The organism is Rhodococcus sp. P4_B6, assembly GCF_056402215.1.
In genome coordinates, this window is record NZ_JBFUHV010000082.1 from 1 (window position 1) to 14,588 (window position 14,588).

General features: G+C 67.7%; 13 protein-coding genes. 11 read left to right on the top strand and 2 right to left on the bottom strand.

Going from position 1 to position 14,588, the window contains the following annotated elements; genetic code table 11:
- A partial coding sequence (locus AC1DWT_RS30145) for a non-ribosomal peptide synthetase (protein ID WP_477923431.1) occupies positions 1 to 3,271 on the top strand: 3,271 nt, incomplete at its 5' end.
- A gap of 13 nt (positions 3,272 to 3,284) precedes the next feature.
- Positions 3,285 to 3,698, top strand: a complete 414-nt coding sequence (locus AC1DWT_RS30150) for a DUF1622 domain-containing protein (RefSeq protein ID WP_072949650.1) — start codon at positions 3,285 to 3,287, stop codon at positions 3,696 to 3,698.
- 15 nt (positions 3,699 to 3,713) lie between these two features.
- Here the strand turns inward: AC1DWT_RS30150 and AC1DWT_RS30155 are convergent, their stop codons facing one another.
- Positions 3,714 to 5,078, bottom strand: a complete 1,365-nt coding sequence (locus AC1DWT_RS30155; protein WP_477923433.1) for an amino acid permease — start codon at positions 5,076 to 5,078, stop codon at positions 3,714 to 3,716.
- Between the two features lie 31 nt (positions 5,079 to 5,109).
- Positions 5,110 to 6,063: a 2,3,4,5-tetrahydropyridine-2,6-dicarboxylate N-succinyltransferase gene (dapD, locus tag AC1DWT_RS30160; RefSeq protein WP_072949645.1), complete on the bottom strand. Its 954-nt coding sequence runs from the start codon at positions 6,061 to 6,063 to the stop codon at positions 5,110 to 5,112.
- Between the two features lie 142 nt (positions 6,064 to 6,205).
- On the opposite strand from dapD, the gene AC1DWT_RS30165 reads away from it, so the two are divergent.
- From AC1DWT_RS30165 to AC1DWT_RS30205, 9 genes are all read left to right on the top strand, one after another.
- Positions 6,206 to 7,189, top strand: a complete 984-nt coding sequence (locus tag AC1DWT_RS30165; protein ID WP_477923436.1) for an SMP-30/gluconolactonase/LRE family protein — start codon at positions 6,206 to 6,208, stop codon at positions 7,187 to 7,189.
- 41 nt (positions 7,190 to 7,230) lie between these two features.
- Entirely contained in the window at positions 7,231 to 8,304 is a 1,074-nt protein-coding gene (gene dapE / locus AC1DWT_RS30170) for a succinyl-diaminopimelate desuccinylase (protein WP_072949643.1), read from the top strand.
- Positions 8,305 to 8,346: 42 nt separating this feature from the next.
- Positions 8,347 to 9,144: an LOG family protein gene (locus AC1DWT_RS30175; protein ID WP_072949640.1), complete on the top strand. Its 798-nt coding sequence runs from the start codon at positions 8,347 to 8,349 to the stop codon at positions 9,142 to 9,144.
- Positions 9,138 to 9,701: an LOG family protein gene (locus tag AC1DWT_RS30180; RefSeq protein ID WP_072949638.1), complete on the top strand. Its 564-nt coding sequence runs from the start codon at positions 9,138 to 9,140 to the stop codon at positions 9,699 to 9,701. Before AC1DWT_RS30175 ends, AC1DWT_RS30180 begins: the two co-directional genes overlap by 7 nt.
- Positions 9,702 to 9,785: 84 nt before the next feature.
- Positions 9,786 to 11,561 (top strand): long-chain-acyl-CoA synthetase, encoded by a 1,776-nt coding sequence (locus AC1DWT_RS30185; RefSeq protein ID WP_072949636.1) that lies wholly within the window; start codon positions 9,786 to 9,788, stop codon positions 11,559 to 11,561.
- 94 nt (positions 11,562 to 11,655) lie between these two features.
- Positions 11,656 to 12,555, top strand: a complete 900-nt coding sequence (folP, locus tag AC1DWT_RS30190) for a dihydropteroate synthase (RefSeq protein ID WP_477923439.1) — start codon at positions 11,656 to 11,658, stop codon at positions 12,553 to 12,555.
- Positions 12,552 to 13,511, top strand: coding sequence for a glucosyl-3-phosphoglycerate synthase (locus AC1DWT_RS30195; RefSeq protein WP_083395574.1), 960 nt, complete (start codon positions 12,552 to 12,554; stop codon positions 13,509 to 13,511). Before folP ends, AC1DWT_RS30195 begins: the two co-directional genes overlap by 4 nt.
- Positions 13,512 to 13,563: 52 nt before the next feature.
- Positions 13,564 to 13,875: a DivIVA domain-containing protein gene (locus AC1DWT_RS30200; protein ID WP_072949631.1), complete on the top strand. Its 312-nt coding sequence runs from the start codon at positions 13,564 to 13,566 to the stop codon at positions 13,873 to 13,875.
- Positions 13,872 to 14,444, top strand: coding sequence for a DNA-3-methyladenine glycosylase I (locus tag AC1DWT_RS30205; RefSeq protein ID WP_072949628.1), 573 nt, complete (start codon positions 13,872 to 13,874; stop codon positions 14,442 to 14,444). Before AC1DWT_RS30200 ends, AC1DWT_RS30205 begins: the two co-directional genes overlap by 4 nt.
- Positions 14,445 to 14,588 lie beyond the last annotated feature (144 nt).

Sequence of the window (14,588 nt, forward strand, 5' to 3'; positions counted from 1 at the left end):
GTTCACGGTCGACTCGGAATTGGGTTCGCGGGTAGCCGAGTTGGCCCGCGGGTCGGGGGCGACATCGTCGATGGTGTTGCAGGCGGTGTTGGTGGTGTTGCTTCGCAGGCTCGGTGCCGGGTGCGATGTTGCGATCGGTGGGCCGATCGCGGGCCGTACCGACGAGGCGTTGTCCGGGTTGGTGGGGTTCTTCGTGAACACGTGGGTGTTGCGGGTGGATGTGTCGGGGAATCCGCGGTTCGATCAGGTCCTCGAGCAGGTCCGTGGGAAGGCGTTGGCGGCGTACGAGAATCAGGATGCGCCGTTCGAGCGGTTGGTGGAGTTGCTGAATCCGGTTCGCTCGACGGCGTATCATCCGTTGTTTCAGGTGTCTTTTGCGATGCAGGACAACGTGTTTCCCGATGTGGCGTTCCCCGGGTTGGGGTGGGAGACGTTGCCGGCGTCGACGGGGACGTCGCGTTTCGATCTGTCGTTCACCGTCGCCCCCACCGAACGGCAGGGTCTGGCCGGAGTCATCGAGTATGCGAGTGACCTGTTCGACCGGGCGACGGTGGAGGCCGTCGCGGCCCGGTATGTGCGGTTGCTGGGGTTGATCGTCGCGGATCCGCGCGGGCGGATCGAGGGGTACGAAATCCTGGATCCGCACGAACGCGAGTTGGTACTGCGGACCTGGAACGAGGCGAGCGTTCCGATCCCGGACTCGACGATCCCAGGCCTGTTCGGTCAGCAGGTCGCCGCGACTCCGAATGCGGTGGCGGTCACGTTCGGTGACCGGCATCTGACCTATCAAGAGCTGAGCAGCCGAGTGAACCGGCTGGCACACCGTTTGACCGGTGCGGGTGTCGGACCGGAAGTGCTGGTGGCGGTCGCACTGGAGCGGTCACCCGAGTTGATCATCGCGCTGCTCGCGGTCCTCGAGGCCGGCGGTGCATACCTCCCCATCGACCCCCGCTATCCGAGTGCACGGATCGGGACCATCCTCGCCGACGCCGCTCCGCGGTTGATCCTCACCGACACCCTGACCGATAACATGTTGCCCGACAACGACATCCCCAGAGTTCTCCTCGATGCCATCTCCGACGAGGGCGGGCAGTCGGAGGGGAGGGGCCCCGACGACAACGACCACGCAACACCTCTACGGCCGGGCAACACCGCCTACGTGATGTACACCTCCGGATCGACAGGTGTTCCGAAGGGTGTCGCCGTGAGCCATCGGAGCGTGGTGTCGCTGTTCGCCGGTACTGCAGGCTGGGCAGGCTTCGGTGCCGGGGACGTGTGGGCGTGGTGCCATTCGGTCGCGTTCGATTTTTCGGTGTGGGAATTGTGGGGGGCGTTGGTGCACGGAGCCCGGATTATGGTGGTGCCGTGGGAGACCGTGCATTCGCCGGCCGGATTGTGGGAAGCGGTGGTCCGGGAGCGGGTGACAGTTCTCGCTCAGACGCCCTCGGCGTTCTACGAGTTCGCCGAAGTCGAGCGTGAGGATCCTGCAGTGGGGTCTGATTCGGTGCTACGGATGATGGTGTTCGGCGGTGAGGTGTTGGATCCGGCCGGGTTGCAGGGCTGGTATCGGGACGAGCGCTCGAATCCTCCGATTCTGGTCAACGGGTACGGGCCGACCGAGACGACGGTCTTCGCGGCAACCTTCGTGCTACCGGAGCCGGGCGAACGCGCCGACCGCGTGAGTGTGCCGATCGGGGCGCCCGTGGGCAACACGCAGGTGTTCGTGCTGGGTGCGGGCTTGGTTCCAGTCCCGGTGGGTGCGGTCGGGGAGTTGTACGTCGCCGGCGTGCAGTTGGCTCGCGGCTATCTCGGGCGGACGGGGTCGACGGCCGAGCGGTTCGTGGCATGTCCGTTCGGCGGGCCGGGTGCGCGAATGTACCGAACCGGGGATCTGGTGCGCTGGACCGCCGGCGGAGTGCTCGAATTCTGCGGAAGAGCAGACGCGCAGGTCAAGATTCGCGGATTCCGGGTCGAACCCGCGGAGATCGAGGCGGTTCTACTGAAACATCCGTCCGTGACTCAGGCGGCGGTGGTGGTCCGGGACACCACCACCGGGATCGGATTGGTCGGTTACGTGGTCTCCGACACCACCGACACCGGCACCCGTGTCGAGGTCCGTCGTTTTGCGGCCAGGATGCTGCCGGAATACATGGTTCCGGCAGCGGTGGTGGTGCTGGATCGGTTGCCGTTGACGGTGAATGGGAAACTGGATCGGCGAGCATTGCCGGCACCGGAGTTCATCGGCGGGGTGTTCCGGGCGCCGCGGTCACCGGTGGAGCAGACGCTGGCCTCGCTCTACGCGGAGGTTCTCGGGGTTTCCCGGGTGGGGATCGATGACAGTTTCTTCGACCTGGGTGGGCATTCGTTGTCGGCGACGCAGTTGGTGAGCCGGATTCGGTCGGTGACCGGGGTGGAGGTCCCGATCCGGGTGATCTTCGAGTCTCCGACGATCGCCGAACTCGCACCCCGTATGGGTGAGGAAATCGAACCCGGCTTGCTCGATCCGTTCGCCGTCGTCCTGCCGATCCGAAGCGACGGATCCGGACCGCCCCTGTGGTGCGTCCATCCGGGCGGAGGACTGAGCTGGTGCTATATGGGCCTTCGCGCCCACCTCCCCGACCAGCCCATATACGGTCTGCAAGCGCGGGGCTTCGACGGAGTGACGCCGCTACCGAAGTCGATCGAGAGTATGGCCGCCGACTATCTCGAGCAGATCCTCGCCGTTCAGGAAGACGGCCCGTTCCTTCTGCTGGGATGGTCGTTCGGTGGTCTCGTCGCCCATGCGATCGCCACCGCTCTGGAACGTCGAGGACTCGAGGTCGTACTCCTCGCGATGCTGGACAGCGTGCCCGGTGCAGGGGATCTCCTCCTCGGCGAGGCGGCGCCTTCGGACGACGACATTCGACAGTCGATCCGGGCATGGGCGCAGAGCCGCTACGGCGAGATCGTCGATTCGCCCGACACTGCGCCCATCTGGGATGCCGCACGTGCAATTTATCGGAACGACCTACGGCTGTCTGCCGACCACGTACCGCAGACCTATCACGGTGACGTGGTGTTTCTCCGCCCGGCATTGACGGATGACGACACGATGTCGAGCGAGTCCTCGTCCGACTTGTGGCGCGCATACGTCACCGGTGACATCGTCACCCACGACGTTCACAGCACGCACGCCGATATGGATCAGCCGCGTCCCCTCGCCGAGATCGCGCTGATCATCGATCAGGAACTGGCCATACGGGGTCGACGCACACGACAAACGGACGTCTGACGAAGGGGCGCGCATGGACACTCACCGGTTCTTCGAAGTCGCCACCGAACTGTTCGAAGTGCTCGGTGTCTCGTCCATGGTTCTCGGGTTCGTGTTCGCCTTCTTCCTCGCGGTGCGCACATGGAGGAAGTCCGGTGACGGTGCTCGGGCGTTCAAGACCCTGCGGGAGTCGCTCGGCGGAGCGATCCTGCTCGGTCTGGAATTGCTCGTCGCCGCAGACATCGTCAAGACCGTCACCTCGACACCGTCGCTGACCGATGCCGCCGTTCTCGGTGTGATCGTGCTGATCCGCACCGTGCTGAGTCTGTCGATCGAGATCGAGATCGAGGGTGTCGCGCCGTGGCGGAAAGCTCTGGTGACCGGACCGCAGGTCCTTGCCCACGCGGCGCGCACCTCCGCCGATCCGGATCGGACACCCGACCGGTGAGTGCCCGGACGCGGGTCACACCGTCCGGGAACGCCTCCGCAGCCGGGTGTTGAGCACGCCGAGTGCCGCGATGACGAGGAACAACACGCACGTCGAGATCAGCTGGGTGCGGGCGTCGCTGTCGAACAGCATCAGCACGACGAAACCGCCGAGCATCGCGAGCGTGAGATAGCTGAGCCAGGGGATCAACCACATCCGCACCGTCAGCTTGCCCTCGCGTTCGAGCCGTGGACGCAACTTCAGGTGTGAGACGACGATGAAGATCCAGATGACGAGCAGCGCCGAACCGACGGCGTTCAGGAGCAGTCCCAGCAGGTCGTCGGGCAGCCACCAGTTGAGCAGCACGCTGACGAAACCGAAGAACACCGACAGCAGCACCGCATTGAGCGGCACCCCGGAATTCGAGATCCGGGCCATGAACGCGGGACCGTCGCCGCGCCGCGACAGCGAATACGCCATCCGTGACGTGCCGTAGATATTGGCGTTGAAAGCCGACAGCAACGCCACCACGACCACGAGTTCCATGAACCCCGCCACGTACGGGATGTGCGCCTGGTTGAGAACGGCCACGAACGGCCCGCTCTTCAGGTCCGACGAGTCCCAGGGAAGAACGAGGACCATGATCGAGATCGAACCGAGGTAGAAGACACTGATGCGCCAGACGACGCTGCGCACCGCCACGGCGATCGAACGCTCCGGGTCCTCGGATTCGGCGGCGGCGATGGTCACGATCTCGATGCCGCCGAACGCGAACGCCACCACCAGCAGTCCCGCGGCGACACCGGCGAAGCCCTCCGGCATGAACCCGCCGTGCCCGAAGAGGTTGGTGGTGCCCACCGGTTCGGTGTCCGGGAGCAGGCCGAACACCAGCAGCACACCGATCACCAGGAACCCGATGATGACGGTGACCTTGATGGCCGCGAACCAGAACTCGAACTCGCCGAAGTTGCTGACCTTCGCGAGGTTGACGGCCGCGAAGAAGATCACGAACACGAGGGCCACGACCCACTGCGGCACGCCGGGCAGCCAGCCGCTCACGATGCCGGCGGCGCCCGTGATCTCGGCGCCGAGCACCATGATCAGCATGAACCAGTAAAGCCACCCCATCACGAATCCGGCCCAGTCGCCGATGCCGATCCGCGCGTAGTGCGAGAAGGATCCGCTGGCGGGGATCGCCGCTCCCATCTCGCCGAGCATCCGCATCACGAAGACGACGATGATGCCGGCGAGAAGGTAGGAGACGAGGACGGCCGGACCGGCGGTCGCGATGCCGACACCGGTACCGAGGAACAGTCCGGCACCGATCGCGGAACCGAGGCCCATCATCGTCAGGTGACGGACCTTCAGGCCGCGGCCGAGGGTGCCGGTCGAATCGGTCATGGTGCCGGGTGTTCGCGAACCGCTCACAGTGTCAGTCGTTGGCGTGCAGAGCGGCGTTCAATTCCACGCCGGTGCCCTTCCACGGCACGACCTCGACGGCCCCGGACACCGAGTTGCGACGGAAGAGCAGGTTGGACTGGCCGTTGAGTTCCTTGGCCTTCACGACGGTGCCGTCCGGGCCGGTGACCTTGGTGCCCGCGGTCACGTACAGGCCGGCCTCGAGGACACAGTCGTCGCCGAGCGAGATGCCGAGACCGGCATTGGCGCCGAGCAGGCAGCGCTTGCCGACGGAGATGGTCTCCTTGCCGCCACCGGACAGGGTGCCCATGATCGAGGCGCCACCGCCCACGTCGGATCCGTCGTCGACGACGACGCCCGCGGAGATACGGCCTTCGACCATCGAGCTGCCGAGCGTGCCCGCGTTGAAGTTGACGAAGCCCTCGTGCATCACGGTGGTGCCGCTGGCCAGGTGCGCGCCGAGACGGACGCGGTCGGCGTCGGCAATGCGGACGCCCGACGGGACGACGTAGTCGACCATGCGCGGGAACTTGTCGACACCGAATACGGTGACGACGCCGCGGATACGCAGGCGGGACCGCACCTTCTCGAAGCCCTCGACCGCGCACGGTCCGAAGTTGGTCCACACCACGTTGGACAGCAACCCGAACAGTCCGTCGAGGTTGACGCCGTGCGGGGCCACCAGGCGATGCGAGAGGAGGTGAAGGCGCAGGTAGGCGTCGTGGGCGTCGGCCGGCGGCGCGGACAGGTCGGCGATGGTGGTACGCACCACGACCTGGTCGACCTCACGTGCCTCGTCGGGTCCGGCGAGAAGTGCCAGATCGGAGGGGATGTCGCCACCCTCGATCCGCACGGTGCCCGCGCTGTCGAAGGTTCCCAGCTCAGGCGCCGGGAACCAGGTGTCGAGGATCGTGCCGCCGACGGTCACGTTGGCGATGCCTACTGCTGATGCTCCCTGTGTGCTCACGGCAGTAGAGGTTACTGCCTCATTACTCGGGCATTCTCGAGCGGTCGTTATCTGGGCGTGATCGATTCGAAACCGAGCGGGTTCCGGGCTCATGGGGGACCATGCACGGGGCACGTGCGAGACACCGGGAAAGGTCGTGGCAATGCGTATTTCGGAGTGGGGTCGGGTGACCGGAGGCTCACGGTGGGGTCGAGCCACGGGCCGCGGCCTGCGGGCCGTGGCCGCGGGCGCGCTGCTCGCCGGGGTGGTGTCGGTGGCGGTGCCGCAGACCGCGTCCGCCGCACCGGTGTGCCCGGGTGCAGGCCAGCCACCGGTTCTCGTGGGGCGGGTGCCGGGTGCCGCGCTGGAGGGCGTCGCCGTGGACGCCGGCGGCCGCCTCTACACGACGGACCTCCTCAGCGGGCGCGTGTTCCGTCTCGACGCGCCGGGAGCGCCGGCGGTCCCCGTCGCGACGGTCCCCGGCGGCAGGGGCGCGGGCGCCCTCGCCTGGGCCTCGGACGGATCACTGCTGGTGGGGTACGGCGCCGACGCCCGCGTCCTCCTCGGCGACATCCTGCGTCCGGGCGCGATCGCGAAGCTGAACACCGCCACCGGCACACTCATTCCCTTCGTGTCGGGCCTGAGCGCGGCGGACGGACTCGACGTCGACGCCGCCGGGACCGCATACGCCACCAACGACTTCGGAACGCAGATCGGGCGGGTGTTCCCCGACGGCCGGGTCGAACCGAACTGGGCGACGCTGCCCAGCGCGAACGGTGCGGTGCTCGGTGTGGACGACCGGTACCTCTACGTGTCGCGGACGTTCGTGAATCCGGGCGTGAGCCGGATCCCGATCGCGAACCCGGGCGCCCCCGAAAGCATCCTCGACCTGTCCGGCCTCGACACGTTCGCGGCTCCCGACGGCCTGACCCTGGATTCGCGGGGCCGCCCGGTGGTCCCGGCGAACGTGCGCGGCGAGATCTGGCGCGTCGACGCGCCGGGGCAGTATTGCGTGCTGGCGTCGGGACTGCCGACGTCGAGCATGGTCGTCTACGGGCAGGGGTCCGGCGGCTTCTCCGCGGGACGGTTGTTCCGCATCGGATTCGACGGCGCGATCTACGAGATCCCGGGTGGCTTCGACGGGTAGCAACGCCGCAGCAGGAAGACGGGTCGGCCTAGGGTGGACGGGTGAGCACACTCGACCTCCACGCCGATCCCATCGACCTCACCGCCGCGCTGGTGGACATCCCCAGCGTCTCGCACGACGAGTCGGTTATCGCCGCCGTCGTCGAGTCGGCGCTGCGGGAGCAGACCACCGGTTTCGAGATCATCCGTAACGGCAACGCGGTGCTCGCCCGTACCGATCGGGGACTCCCGAGCCGGGTGATGCTCGCCGGGCACCTCGACACCGTGCCGATCGCGGACAACGTGCCCTCCCGGCGTGAGGGCGACCTGCTGCACGGGTGTGGAACGGTCGACATGAAGTCGGGCGACGCGGTGTTCCTGCATCTGGCCGCCACCGTGGAGAACCTCGCGCACGACCTGACGCTGGTGTTCTACGACTGCGAGGAGATCGCGGCCGTCCACAATGGGCTCGGACGGATCGAACGTGAGATCCCGGAGTGGTTGCGCGCGGACGTCGCGATCCTGGGTGAGCCGACGGGTGGGCTCATCGAGGCGGGCTGCCAGGGCACGCTGCGGGTGACGCTGACCACCCGTGGCACCCGCGCGCACTCCGCGAGATCGTGGCTCGGCGACAACGCGATCCACCGGTTCGCCCCGGTCCTGCAGCGGCTGTCGGACTACACCGCGCGGTCAGTGGACATCGACGGCTGCGTGTACCGGGAGGGCCTGTCCGCCGTGCGGATCGCCGGCGGTGTCGCGGGCAACGTGGTCCCGGACGCCGCGGAGATGGACGTGAACTTCCGCTTCGCGCCCGACCGCAGCGCCGAGCAGGCGATCGACCACGTGCGGGAGGTCTTCGACGGCCTCGAGCTGGGTTTCGAGGTCACGGACCTGTCGCCGGGCGCGCTCCCCGGGCTGACGGATCCGGCGGCCGCGGCCCTCATCGAGGCGGCAGGCGGCGAGTTCCGCGCCAAGTACGGGTGGACGGACGTGTCCCGGTTCTCCGCGCTCGGCATCCCGGCCGTCAACTACGGTCCGGGCGATCCGAACCTCGCGCACAAGCGGGACGAGCACGTCCCCGTCCAGCAGATCACCGACGTGGCGACCGTGCTCCGCGCCTATCTGAGCACCCCGTGACTGCCCGGTGCCCCGAACGGGCGACCCGTTAGCCTGGGGCGCATGGCACCCGAGAAGAACAATTACGGGCGGAAGTCCTCGTCCGTGAAGCACCGGGGTCCGGTGCAGTTGAGGCGCGCCCGCAAGGACGAGACCACCACCGACGAGCAGTTGCTCGACGAGCGGGGTCAGACCGACTGGGTGCACACCGACCCGTGGCGGGTCCTGCGGATCCAGAGCGAGTTCGTCGAAGGGTTCGGAGCCCTGGCCGAGGTGCCGCGTGCGGTCACCGTGTTCGGGTCGGCCCGCACCGAGCCTGGTCACCCCGAGTACGAGGCGGGCAGGGCGCTGGGTGCGCGCCTGGCCGAGTCCGGATACGCCGTCATCACCGGCGGCGGCCCCGGTGTCATGGAGGCCGCCAACCGCGGCGCCAGCGAATCGGGTGGGTACTCCATCGGCCTCGGTATCGAGTTGCCGTTCGAGCAGGGCCTGAACGAGTGGGTCGACCTGGGTATCAACTTCCGGTACTTCTTCGCCCGCAAGACGATGTTCGTGAAGTACTCGCAGGCGTTCATCTGCCTGCCCGGCGGCTTCGGGACGCTCGACGAACTGTTCGAGGCGCTGACGCTGGTGCAGACGCGCAAGGTCACCCGGTTCCCGATCATCCTGTTCGGCACCGAGTACTGGTCCGGGCTCGTGGACTGGATCCGCGGAACCCTCGAACGCAGCGGCAAGATCTCGGAAGGCGATGTCAACCTGCTGCACGTCACGGACAGTGTCGAGGAGGCGGTGCGGATCGTCGTCAAGTCGCAGCAGGGAGTCGACGAGGCCGAACTGCTCGGAACGGAGGAGCAATGGTGAACCGGGAAACTGTTCCACCGCAGCCGTTCTCGGTGTGCGTCTACTGCGCTTCGGGGCCGGTGGACGATCACTTCCTGGAACTGGCGGCCCAGGTGGGCACCGAAATCGGAAAGCGTGGTTGGCAACTGGTGTCCGGCGGTGGCAACGTCTCGATGATGGGTGCGGTGGCCGAGGCTGCCCGCGCCGCCGGGGCGATCACCGTCGGGGTCATCCCGAAAGCCCTGGTGCACAGGGAAGTCGCCGACGTCGACGCGGACGAACTCGTCGTCACCGACACCATGCGCCAGCGCAAGCAGGTCATGGAGGACCGCGCCGACGCCTTCATCACGCTGCCCGGCGGTATCGGCACGCTCGAGGAGCTGTTCGAAACCTGGACCGCGGGCTACCTCGGCATGCACGAGAAGCCGGTCGTCCTGCTCGATCCGCACGGCCACTACACGGGCCTGCTGGACTGGATCGACGGTCTGCGGGGCGGCGGCTTCGTGGCGCAGCGCGCCCTCGACAGGCTGCTCGTCCGGACCGACGTCGGGGAGGCGCTGGACGCCTGCCTCTCGTGAGGCGGCGTCCGATCGCCGTCGTGGCGCACGTTGTTACCGTGCAGTAAGGTGACCTGATTCATACTGCAGGCCTGAGGGGATGTCATGCGTTCTGAAGCACGTTCGACGATCGGTGTGGTCGATCTGGCCAGGCGGTTGCCTGCCCTGATCCCGGAGCTGCCGACCATGGCGAAGGGAGTCCTCGGCCTCATCCGGACCCCCGACGCGAAGGAGTCGATCGGCCTGGTCTTCCAGCGCGCCGCCGCGGCGCACCCGCGCCGCACGTTCCTGCGGTTCGAGGGCGACTCGCTGAGCTACCGGAACGCCAACATCCGCGTGAACCGCTACGCCCACGTGCTCACCGACCTCGGAGTGTCGCGCGGGGACGTCGTCGGGATCCTGGGAAAGAACGCCCCCGAGACGCTGCTCATCGCACTCGCCGCCGTCAAGCTCGGCGCCACTGCGGGGATGCTCAACCACAATCAGCGCGGAGACGTGCTCGCGCACAGCATCTCGCTGCTCGACAGCCGCGTCCTCGTGGTGTCCGAGGCGTGCGGCGAGGCGATGGACTCGCTCGACGAACCGCCCGCCGTGGCCTCGGTGGTGTACGTCGGCGACCTCGACCGGCTCGCCGAGAAGGCCGGCGACGGCAACCCCGAGGTGTGTGAGCAGATCCAGGCCCGGGAGAAGGCCTTCTACATCTTCACCTCCGGCACCACCGGACTGCCGAAGGCCAGCCTGATGAGTCACTTCCGCTGGCTCAAGAGCATGTCCGGACTCGGCAACATGGGAGTCCGGCTGCGCGGCAGCGACGTCCTCTACTGCTGCCTTCCGCTCTACCACAACAACGCGCTGACGGTGTCGCTGTCTTCGGTGCTGGGGTCGGGGGCGACACTCGCGCTGGGCAAGCAGTTCTCGGCGTCCAAGTTCTGGGACGACGTCGCGCTGAACCGGGCCACCGCGTTCACCTACATCGGTGAACTGTGCCGGTACCTGCTGAACCAGCCCGAGAAGCCGGGCGACCGCGACAACGCCGTCCGGCTGATGGTCGGCAACGGGCTCCGTCCGGAGATCTGGTCCGAGTTCACCACCCGGTTCGGCATTTCCCGGGTGGCCGAGTTCTACGGCGCCAGCGAGTGCAACATCGCGTTCGTCAACGCCCTCAACGTAGACCGGACCGCAGGCATCTGCCCGCTCCCGCACGCCGTGGTCGAGTACGACGAGGACAACGGTGCGCCGCGGCGGCACTCCGACGGCACACTGCGGAAGGTGGCCACCGGCGAGGTCGGCCTACTCCTGTCGAAGGTGACGGACCGGGCGCCGTTCGACGGCTACACCGACGAGGAAGCCACGAACAAGAAACTCGTCCGCGACGCCTTCGACGACGGCGACTGCTGGTTCGACACCGGCGACCTGGTGCGCCGTCAGGGCTGGTCGCACGTCGCGTTCGTCGACCGGCTCGGCGACACGTTCCGCTGGAAGGGGGAGAACGTCGCGACCACCGAGGTCGAGGGCGCGCTTCTCGCGCATCCCGCGGTCGAGCATGCCGTCGTCTACGGCGTCGAGATCCCCGGGACCGACGGTCGCGCCGGAATGGCCGCGGTGACGCTGCACGAGAACGAGGACTTCGACGGCTCCGACGTGGCGGAGTTGCTGTTCCAGCGGCTGCCGTCGTACGCGGTGCCGCTGTTCGTCCGCGTCGTCGACTCCCTCGAACAGACGTCGACGTTCAAGAGTCGCAAGGTGGAACTCCGCAAGGAGGGCTACGACGTCGAGGACACCGACACGCTGCACGTGCTGTCCGGCCGCAGCGGCGGCTACAAGCGCGCATACGACGGGTACGTCGAGGAAGTGGCGAAGGGGTCGCTGCCCAAGGGGTGATGCGGCTCCGCCGCCCGTGAGTACTTGTTAACCGCCCGCCGTTAACAAGTACTCRCGGGTGGTTTCGATTTCGCTGCGTGCCAATATTGGTGACATGGCCGAGAGAGACGTACCGCCCGCGCCCGACCGTCCGTCGCCCACGCTGTGCGGGCGGCCCGTGGCGGTCGACCGTGCGCTGGTGATGGCCATCGTGAACCGGACACCCGATTCGTTCTACGACCGCGGCGCCACGTTCACCGACTCCGCGGCGATGTCGGCGGTCGAGCGGGCCGTCGACGAGGGCGCCGACCTCGTCGACATCGGCGGCGTGAAGGCCGGGCCCGGCGACGTCGTCGACTCGGTGGAGGAGATCCGGCGGGTGGTGCCGTTCGTCGCCGCGATCCGCGGACGCTATCCGGAGTTGCTCATCAGCATCGACACCTGGCGCAGCGACGTGGCCCGGCTGGCCGTCGCCGAGGGCGCCGACCTGATCAACGACACGTGGGCGGGCGCCGACCCGGCGCTCGTCGAGGTGGCCGCGGAGACGGGTGCCGGCATCGTCTGTTCGCACACCGGGGGAGCGGTCCCACGGACCCGGCCGTTCCGCGTCCGCTACGCCGACGTCGTGGCGGACGTCCTCGACGAAGTGGTGTCGGCCGCCGAGAACGCGGCCCGGCTGGGTGTGCCCGCCGACTCGATCCTCATCGATCCGACCCACGATTTCGGGAAAAACACCTATCACGGGCTCGAGTTGTTGCGGCGAGTGGAAGATCTTGTAAATACGGGATGGCCAGTGCTCATGGCGCTGAGCAACAAGGACTTCGTCGGGGAGACTCTAGGGGTAGATCTCGTCGAGCGGTTGGAGGGAACATTGGCAGCGACAGCTATGGCCGCCGCAGGAGGCGCCYGAGTCTTCCGTGTCCACGAAGTTGCCCCCACGCGCCGAGTGGTGGACATGGTGGCCGCGATTCAGGGCCGACGCGCCCCGTCCCGCACCGTGCGGGGGCTGGCATGAGTGCCGTGGGGGCCCGGGCGGCCCACACGATGTTGGCGGAGGACCGCGCCCCGCGTTCCTGGGCCGAGGCGAACAGCTGGGACCAGCCGTCGTGGAGCATCGCCGAACTCGAACGGGCCAAGGCGGGGCGCACCGTGTCGGTGGTCCTGCCCGCGCTCAACGAGGAGGAGACGGTCGCCGCGGTGGTGGACACGATCCACCCGCTGCTCGGCGGGCTGGTGGACGAGTTGATCGTGCTCGATTCCGGGTCGACGGATCTGACGGCGGAACGCGCACGCGCGGCGGGCGCCACGGTGATCAGCCGGGAGGAGGCGGTGCCCGCCTTCCCACCCGTCGCGGGCAAGGGGGAGGTGCTGTGGCGTTCCGTCGCCGCGAGCACCGGCGACCTCATCGCGTTCGTCGACTCGGATCTCATCAACCCGGATCCGGCGTTCGTCCCGAAGCTGCTCGGACCGTTGCTGACGGCCGACGGCATCCACCTCGTGAAGGGTTACTACCGGCGTCCGCTCCGGCTGAGCGGGACGGAGGACGCCAACGGCGGCGGCCGGGTGACCGAACTCGTGGCGCGCCCGATGCTGGCGTCGCTCCGGCCGGAGCTGACGTGCGTGCTGCAGCCGCTGGGCGGCGAGTACGCCGGTACCCGGGAGTTGTTGTCGGCAGTTCCGTTCGCCCCCGGCTACGGCGTCGAGATCGGGCTGCTGCTCGACACGTACGACCGTCTCGGCCTCGGTGCGATCGGCCAGGTCAATCTGGGGGTGCGCAAGCACCGGAACCGTCCGCTGTCCGAACTCGGGGTGATGAGCAGGCAGATCATCGGCACGATGATGCGGCGCTGCGGGGTGCCCGACTCCGGGGCGGGTCTGACCCAGTTCCTGGTGGACGGCGACTCCTTCGTGCCGACGACGACGAACGTCGCGCTGGCCGATCGTCCGCCGATGAACACGGTGTGCCCCTGACCGGGCGCCCCTGACGCGGGAGGCTGTCGGACGTCCGTGACAGGATCGGGGCATGGTGACAGCCCTGCTCTATCTGCTCGTCATGGCGTTCGTCGGCGCGATGCTGTTCCTCGCCGCCAGTGCGGTGTTCGGCCGCTCCGAGGAACTCGCGCCCCTGCCGCCCGGCACCACACTCACGGCCCTGCCCGCCGACGGTGTGACGGGCGCCGACGTGGAGGCGTTGCGATTCCAGCAGACGCTGCGGGGGTACAAGGCGAGCGAGGTCGACTGGGCGCTGGCCCGGCTGGGTCGTGAAATCGATTCGCTGCGTGAACAGTTGGCAACGGTCGAAGCCACGGCCGACGATCCGGGTGACGCCCGGTGAGCGCCGAGGACAGGGTGCGGTGCGCGTGGGCCGTCGACTCGGACGGGTCCAGCCTGTACCGCGACTACCACGACCTCGAGTGGGGTCGTCCACTCCACGGCCGCGACGAATTGTACGAACGGCTGTGCCTCGAAGCGTTCCAGTCCGGACTGTCGTGGATCACGATTCTCCGCAAGCGCGAGGCCTTCCGGGCCGCGTTCGCCGGCTTCGATCCGGAGGCGGTCGCACGGTACACGGAACGGGATGTGGAGCGGCTGCTCGGGGACGCGTCGATCGTCCGGAACCGGGCCAAGATCGAGGCGTCGGTGAGCAACGCGCGGGCCCTGCTGGAGTTGTCGGACACCGACCTGGACGCGCTGCTGTGGTCGTTCGCCCCGCCGCCGCGCCCGAGTCGGCCGGCCACCGTGAACGACGTCCCTGCCGTCACGCCCGAGTCCACCGCGATGGCGAAGGAATTGAAGCGCCGGGGGTTCAAGTTTGTGGGTCCTACCACCGCTTATGCACTCATGCAGGCCACCGGGATGGTGGACGACCACGTTGTCGGCTGCTGGGTCCCGATCACTGCCTGAATTGCCGGTGAACCTGCGTATTCGTGACTCAGGTTCCCGGTACTCGTGTCCATAGGGAAGAATGGATGTCACAAGCCTCGCCGAGTGTTGGCGGGGTGCCAAAATTTGTCGAGGCGCAAGCAGGCAGCGCAGATCTGGAGGGAG

Excerpts from the sequence above, each read along its gene's own strand:
- AC1DWT_RS30175 (WP_072949640.1), top strand. The coding sequence starts at position 8,347 with ATGGCACCCGAGAAGAACAATTACGGGCGGAAGTCCTCGTCCGTGAAG.
- AC1DWT_RS30200 (WP_072949631.1), top strand. The coding sequence starts at position 13,564 with ATGGTGACAGCCCTGCTCTATCTGCTCGTCATGGCGTTCGTCGGCGCG.
- AC1DWT_RS30180 (WP_072949638.1), top strand. The coding sequence starts at position 9,138 with ATGGTGAACCGGGAAACTGTTCCACCGCAGCCGTTCTCGGTGTGCGTC.
- AC1DWT_RS30185 (WP_072949636.1), top strand. The coding sequence starts at position 9,786 with ATGCGTTCTGAAGCACGTTCGACGATCGGTGTGGTCGATCTGGCCAGG.
- AC1DWT_RS30195 (WP_083395574.1), top strand. The coding sequence starts at position 12,552 with ATGAGTGCCGTGGGGGCCCGGGCGGCCCACACGATGTTGGCGGAGGAC.
- AC1DWT_RS30150 (WP_072949650.1), top strand. The coding sequence starts at position 3,285 with ATGGACACTCACCGGTTCTTCGAAGTCGCCACCGAACTGTTCGAAGTG.
- AC1DWT_RS30165 (WP_477923436.1), top strand. The coding sequence starts at position 6,206 with ATGCGTATTTCGGAGTGGGGTCGGGTGACCGGAGGCTCACGGTGGGGT.
- AC1DWT_RS30155 (WP_477923433.1), bottom strand. The coding sequence starts at position 5,078 with ATGACCGATTCGACCGGCACCCTCGGCCGCGGCCTGAAGGTCCGTCAC.